Genomic DNA, 6,183 nt, shown 5'->3' with positions numbered 1-6,183 from the left:
CAACTACGCTGACGCAAGCCGCATAACCCCGTGTCCAACTTCCGGGGTCAGGCCCCCCTCTCGCCTACCCCCTCCGTCCGGCCTGGTCGCCGCTCCCCGAACGGGCGGTGACCAGGCCGGACTCGTACGCCGCGATGACCGCCTGGGCGCGGTCGCGCACGTCGAGCTTGCCGAAGAGGTTGGTGATGTGGTTCTTCACCGTGGAGTGGCTGATGTCCATGGTGCGGGCGATCGCGGCGTTGTCCAGGCCGGTGGCCATCAGCCGCCACACCTCCACCTCGCGGGGCGTGAGCTCCCCCGCCACGACGTCGGGCGGTGGCGGGGCGCCGAGCGGTGTCCGGACGTAGGCGGAGATCAGCCGGGTCAGCAGGCGCGGGGCTACCACCGCCTCCCCGGTGTGGACGGTGCGGATCGCCGCGGCGAGGTCCTCCGGCGAGACGTCCTTGGGCAGGAACCCGTACGCGCCGGCGCGCAGCGCGGCCACCACGTACTCGTCCATGTCGAAGGTGCTCAGCGCCAGGACCCGGCATCCGGGCAGCGTGCGGGCCAGCTCCTCGGTCGCGCCGACCCCGTCCAGGACGGGCATCCGGATGTCCATCACCACGACGTCGGGGCTCAGCCGCCGGGCGAGCGCGACGGCCTGCGCGCCGTCCTCCGCCTCGCCCACCACCTCGAAGGCGGGGTCCGGCGAGAGGATCAGCGACAGGCCGCGCCGGACCAGCGGCTGGTCGTCCGCGATGAGGACCCTGATCCCGGGCGTCACCGGTACACCGCCTCCCCGTGCAGTCCGCCGCCGACGCGCTCGGTGGGCTCCCCGCTCTGGACGGCCGCCTCGGCCGTCTCCTCCGGCGCCAGCGGCAGCTCGGCCACCACGGCGAAGCCGCCCTCCGGCCGCGGCCCCGCGTCCAGGGTGCCGCCGTGCAGGGCGACCCGCTCGCGCATGCCGATCAGGCCGTACCCGCTCCGCACCGGTTCGTGCCGCGCGTCCTGGGACGGCACGCCCCGGCCGTCGTCGCGCACCTCGACGGTGATCCCGTCCGCGCGGTAGGTCAGCACGACGGACGCGCTGGCCGGCCCCGCGTACTTGCGCGCGTTGGTCAGGCCCTCCTGGACGATCCGGAACACGGTCAGGCCGACGGTCGGCGGCAGCGGCCGACGCGGCCCGTGCACGCTGAACGCGGTCGGCAGCCCGGCCCGGCGGGACTCGTCCACCAACCGGTTGAGGTCGTCGGCCCCGGGCTGGGGCGAGGCCGGGGCGGCGTCCGGTTCGTCACCCGCCCGCAGGACGTCCAGCAGCTGGCGCATCTCGCGCAGGGCCAGCCGCCCGGAGGACTCCAGGGTGACCAGGGCCTCTCGCACCACCTCCGGATTGGCCAGGTTGGCGCGGGCGCCGCCGGCCATCAGCTGCATGGTGGTGATGTGGTGGGCCACGATGTCGTGCAACTCCCGGGCGATGCGGCGGCGCTCCTCGGCCACCGCGCGGTCGGCCAGCAGCCTGCGGTTGGCGTCCACCTGGCGCTGCCAGCGGGCGGCCGTGACTCCGCTGCCGGTCACGAGCGCGGTGGAGGCGACGGCCGCGAAGCCCGCCTCCGCGGAGGGCACCGGGAAGTCGCTCTGGCTCAGCATCGTCACCAGCGCCGTAGCCGCGGCGGCGCCTGCGGTGACCGGCCAGGCGCGGTTCCGGGCGACCGAGTACACCGCCACCATCAGGACGGCGCCGAAGTGGGTGCCCATCGGGGTCGACAGGTCGATCGCGGACTGGAGCACCAGGACGGCGGCGAGCGCCTGCACCGGGTGGCGGCGCCGGGCGAGCAGCGGCACGCCCGACAGCACGAGCAGGACGAAGCCCGGCACGCCGACGCCGCGGGTGCCCTCCACCTCGCTGACGACCAGGTGGGCGAGCAGGTCCAGCGAGCCGGTTCCGACGGCCATCAGCGCGTCCGCCTGGGTCCACGGCAGGCCGTCCGTGCGGTTCCGCGGCACCTCGTCCACGGCCGCGCCGGGGTGTTGACGCCCGTCCATCCTCGTCCTCCCGGTCGACCAGCGTTGACGCCTCATTCTGGCACCGGCCCGCCCGGCCCCGGGTGGTCCCTCCGGCCGAGGTAGGGCGGGCGGACCAGGAGCACGGTCCTGGTTCCGGCCCGCCGGGGGACCGGGGGCCCCGGCCCGGTTCGTCCGCTGTCCGGACGCCCGGCACCCTCTTCGCCTGATGGTCTGGAAGCCCGCCGGGAACCCCCGGCGACAAGGCCGACGTTCGCGTCCATCAGCCGGAGGGCACCGTGATCCGCGCACTGACCGGATTCTCCACCAGACACGCCTGGAAGGTCATCGCCCTCTGGGCGGTCCTGGGACTGGCGCTGGGCGCACTGAGCCCGATGCTGCTCGGCCGGGTCACCCAGTCCCAGACCGGTGACTTCCTGCCGAAGAGCTACGACTCGGCCGCCGCCCTGCGGATCGCCGAGGAGGAGTTCGGGGTGAAGCCCGACGCCACCACGGTCACGGTGCTGGTCGCCCGGAGCGACGGCAAGGCGCTCACCGGCGGCGACCAGCGGCGGATCGAGGCCGAGGCGGCGGAGCTCGGCAAGCGTCGGGTCACCATGCCGAGGGAGGAGGACGAGCCGGCGTTCCTCAAGCCCGACCGCTCGCAGACCCCCCGGGTCGCCCCGGCGACGACGGCGCCCGACCGGAGCTTCGAGCTGCTCTCCGTCGAACTGACCGGCAGCGCCGTGGACGAGGGCGTCCAGGAGGTCTACCGGACCTTCCGGGACTCCGCCCGCGCGCAGTTCGCCGCCGCCGGGATGCGCACCGGGTTCACCGGCGGACTGGCCGAGGCCGCCGACAGCGCGGACGACAACCGGGTCGCCGCGCTGATCGGCAGCAGCCTGGTCACCGTGCTGATCGTCCTGCTCAACGTGCTGGTGTTCCGCAGTGTGCTCGCGGCCGTGCTGCCGCTGCTCGCCGTCACCCTGATCGGCGCCGTGGCCGCCGGAGCCGTGGCCGGCGCCGCGACGCTCACCGGCCTGCGGCTGGACGTCTCCACCCCGAGCCTGATCTCCGTGGTGCTGCTCGGCATCGGCGTCGACTACCTGCTGTTCCTGCTCTTCCGGTTCCGCGAGCACCTGCGCGCCCGGCCCGGCCAGCCCGCCCGCGAGGCGGCCGCCGAGGTGTCCGGACGGGTCGGCACCGCGATCACCTCGGCCGCGCTGACCATCGTGGCCGCCTTCGCCACCCTGGGCGTGGCGAGCTTCGGGCAGTTCCGCTCGCTCGGCCCGGCGATCGCCGTCGCCGTCCTGATCATGCTGCTGGGCAGTCTCACCCTGATGCCGGCCCTGCTCGCCGCCTGCGGCCGCAAGATGTTCTGGCCCTCCCGCAGCCTGGACCGGGAGCCGCGGCCGGGCGTGGCCGCCCGCTACGGCGCCTTCGTCGCCCGTCGTCCCATGGTCCTGCTGCTCGGCTCCGTCGCGCTGCTCGGCGCCCTCGCCGCCGGGATGACCGGGATCCGGATGGACTACGGCCAGGGCGGCGACTCCGGGACGGCGGCCGCGGCCACCGCCAAGGAGATCGCACGCGCCCTGCCGGCCGGCGTGTCCGACCCGACCACCGTCTACGTCACCGCCGCGGACGGTGGCACCCTCGATCCCGCCCGGCTCGACGGCCTCTCCCGCGCCCTCGCCAAGACCGAGGGCGTCGGCCAGGTCGGCGGCACCGTCCTGAACAAGAACCGCCGCGCCGCCCGGATCGACCTCTTCCTCACCGCCGACCCGCAGAGCGCACGGGCCCGCGACCTGGCCTCCGGCCCGGTCCGTGCCGCCGTCGCCGCCCACACGCCCGCCGGGACGAGCGCCCACGTCGGCGGCACGGCGGCGGTCTTCGCCGACATCTCCGTCGCCGTGGACCACGACCTGGCGGTCGTCTTCCCGGTCGCCGCCGCCCTGATCGCCCTGATCCTGCTGCTGCTCCTGCGCAGCCTGCTCGCCCCGGTGGTCCTGATGCTCTCCGTCGGGCTCGGCTTCGCCGCCACCCTCGGCGCCGCCACCCTGCTGTTCCAGCACGTGCTGGACGAGCCCGGCGTCAGCTTCACCCTCCCGCTGGTGCTGTTCCTGTTCGTCGTCGCGCTGGGCACCGACTACAACATCCTCATCACCGACCGGATCCGCGAGGAGATGCACCACCCCGGCCCGGCCCGCGCCGCCGTGGCCCGCGCCGTCCGCCACACCACGCCCGCCGTCGCCACCGCCGGGCTGGTCCTGGCCGGCTCCTTCGCCAGCCTCGCCACCACCCCCGGCAGCGCACAGATCGCCTTCGCGCTGACGCTCGGCATCCTCCTCTCCGCCGTCGTCCTCTCGCTCGCCCTGGTCCCGGCCCTGGCCACCCTCCTGGGCCGCGCCCTCTGGTGGCCCCTGCGCCCCACCGGCCACCACACCCCCACCGCCCCCGACTCGCTTCCTCCCGGCAGGAGGCTCAGCAGCGAGCGCCTGGAGCGGTGTCCGGCCGGCCGGCCGACACCGCCAGCGAGGTGACCAGGAGTCCGTCCCGCACCAGCCAGCGCCCCTGTGTGTCGGTGAGCCACGAGGCCGGGGGCGCCTGCTCGGGCAGGATCAGGCGGCAGGTGAAGGTGTGCGACTGCGGGGAGACCGTGACCTCCGCCTGCTCGAAGCCGAGCTCGTAGCGGGTTCGCGGGTACCACGCCTTGAAGATGCTCTCCTTGATGCTGAAGAGCAGCCGGTCCCAGCTCACCTCGGCCCTGGCCGCCGTCAGGTCGGATATCCACGCCCGCTCCGCCGGCAGGGAGACGGCTTCCAGGACGCCGTCGGGAAGCGGGGCGTTGGGCTCCGCGTCGATGCCGACGGCGATCACGTCGACGGCGCGCGCGAGCGCCACGGCCCGGTACCCGTCGCAGTGCGTCATGCTGCCGACCAGGCCTTCCGGCCAGCCCGGTGCCCCCCGGCGGTTCGGTAGCACGGGAGCGGGGGGACAGCCCAGTGCGTGCATCGCGGTACGGGCCAGTGCCCGTACGGTGGTGAACTCGCGGCGGCGCTTCTCCACGGCGGCGGCGACCACGGCGTGCTCCTCGGGGAGGAGGGCGTCGTGCGGAGCGTCCGTGAAGGTGTCGTAGGCGATCACGGGGGAGGGGAGCAGATCGGCGATCACGACGCCTCCTTCAGCGGGACCCGGCGCAGTCCCGGGGCGCCGGCCGGGCGGCGCCGCCACTCACGGGGGTAGCCCACCGACACCTCGGTGAAGGGCACCCCGTCATGCCAGGTGGTGCGGGGTATGTGCAGGTGGCCGTAGACCGCTGCGGTGGCCCGGAAGCGGCGGTGCCAGTCGGCTGTCAGGGTCGTCCCGCACCACTGTGCGAACTCCGGGTGGTACAGGACCTCGGTGGGATGGCGCAGCAGCGGCCAATGGCTGACGAGGATGGTCGGCAGGTCCGGGTCGCAGGCGGCCAGCCGTCGCTCGGTCTCCGCCACCCTGGCCCGGCACCAGGCCTCGCGGGTCGGATACGGGTCGGGGTGCAGCAGGAATTCGTCGGTGCAGACGATGCCGGCCTCATGCGCCTTGCGCAGGGATTCCTCCTTCGTCGACATACCGGGCATGCGGAACGAGTAGTCGTACAGCAGGAACAGTGGGGCGACAGTCGCCGGCCCGCCCTCTCCCTTCCACTCCGGATAGGGGTCCTCCGGAGTCACCACGCCGATGCCGCGGCACAGCTCGACCAGGTACCGGTAGCGCTCCTCTCCCCGCAGCTGCACGGGATCGCTCGGGTGAGTCCACAGCTCGTGATTGCCCGGCGTCCATATCACCTTGCTGAAACGCCTCGCCAGTCGGGTGAGCGCCCACTCGATGTCCGTGCTGATCTCGGCGACGTCTCCGGCCACGATGAGCCAGTCGTCCGCGGACTGCGGACGAAGCCCTTCCAGGACTGTCCGGTTGTCGGCATGGGCGGCGTGCAAGTCGCTGATGGCGAGCAGTCGGCCGCCGGACGGAACAGAGGGGGTACCTGAAGGGTGACTGATCATCGGGGCTTCTCTCGTAGGGGATCAGGTCCGGACGCCGGGACGCCGGGACGCCGGGACGCCGGGACAACGTGTCCTCAGCGCGCTAGGCGTCCGGCACCACGCCGATCGACCGCCGCAGCGCGGCCCCGCGCCCGGTCCGGGGCCGGATGGGCCGACTGCGCCG

5 protein-coding genes are annotated in these 6,183 nt (G+C 74.0%); 1 reads left to right on the top strand and 4 read right to left on the bottom strand.

What is annotated here, in order from left to right; translation table 11 throughout:
• Positions 1-64 precede the first annotated feature (64 nt).
• Together IE273_RS41210 and IE273_RS41205 are read right to left on the bottom strand one after the other, a co-directional pair.
• Positions 65-763 (bottom strand): response regulator, encoded by a 699-nt coding sequence (locus IE273_RS41210; RefSeq protein ID WP_189820237.1) that lies wholly within the window; start codon positions 761-763, stop codon positions 65-67.
• Positions 760-2,022 carry a sensor histidine kinase gene (locus IE273_RS41205; RefSeq protein ID WP_189820236.1) on the bottom strand — a complete coding sequence of 421 codons (1,263 nt, stop codon included), beginning with the start codon at positions 2,020-2,022 and terminating at the stop codon, positions 760-762. Before IE273_RS41205 ends, IE273_RS41210 begins: the two co-directional genes overlap by 4 nt.
• A 257-nt stretch (positions 2,023-2,279) precedes the next feature.
• Here IE273_RS41205 and IE273_RS41200 point away from each other — a divergent pair, with 257 nt between their 5' ends.
• Positions 2,280-4,520 carry an MMPL family transporter gene (locus IE273_RS41200; RefSeq protein WP_189820235.1) on the top strand — a complete coding sequence of 747 codons (2,241 nt, stop codon included), beginning with the start codon at positions 2,280-2,282 and terminating at the stop codon, positions 4,518-4,520.
• Here the strand turns inward: IE273_RS41200 and IE273_RS41195 are convergent.
• Together IE273_RS41195 and IE273_RS41190 are read right to left on the bottom strand one after the other, a co-directional pair.
• Positions 4,462-5,151, bottom strand: a complete 690-nt coding sequence (locus IE273_RS41195; RefSeq protein ID WP_189820234.1) for a 4'-phosphopantetheinyl transferase family protein — start codon at positions 5,149-5,151, stop codon at positions 4,462-4,464. The two genes, IE273_RS41200 and IE273_RS41195, sit on opposite strands and share 59 nt — an antisense overlap.
• Positions 5,148-6,020 carry a metallophosphoesterase family protein gene (locus IE273_RS41190; protein WP_189820233.1) on the bottom strand — a complete coding sequence of 291 codons (873 nt, stop codon included), beginning with the start codon at positions 6,018-6,020 and terminating at the stop codon, positions 5,148-5,150. Before IE273_RS41190 ends, IE273_RS41195 begins: the two co-directional genes overlap by 4 nt.
• Positions 6,021-6,183: the final 163 nt, after the last annotated feature.

The sequence above is a fragment of the Streptomyces olivaceoviridis genome (genome assembly GCF_014650115.1).
GTDB lineage: Bacteria > Actinomycetota > Actinomycetes > Streptomycetales > Streptomycetaceae > Streptomyces > Streptomyces olivaceoviridis.
Note: the sequence above shows the minus strand (reverse complement) of the source record. Positions and strands in the feature narration are given on the sequence as shown.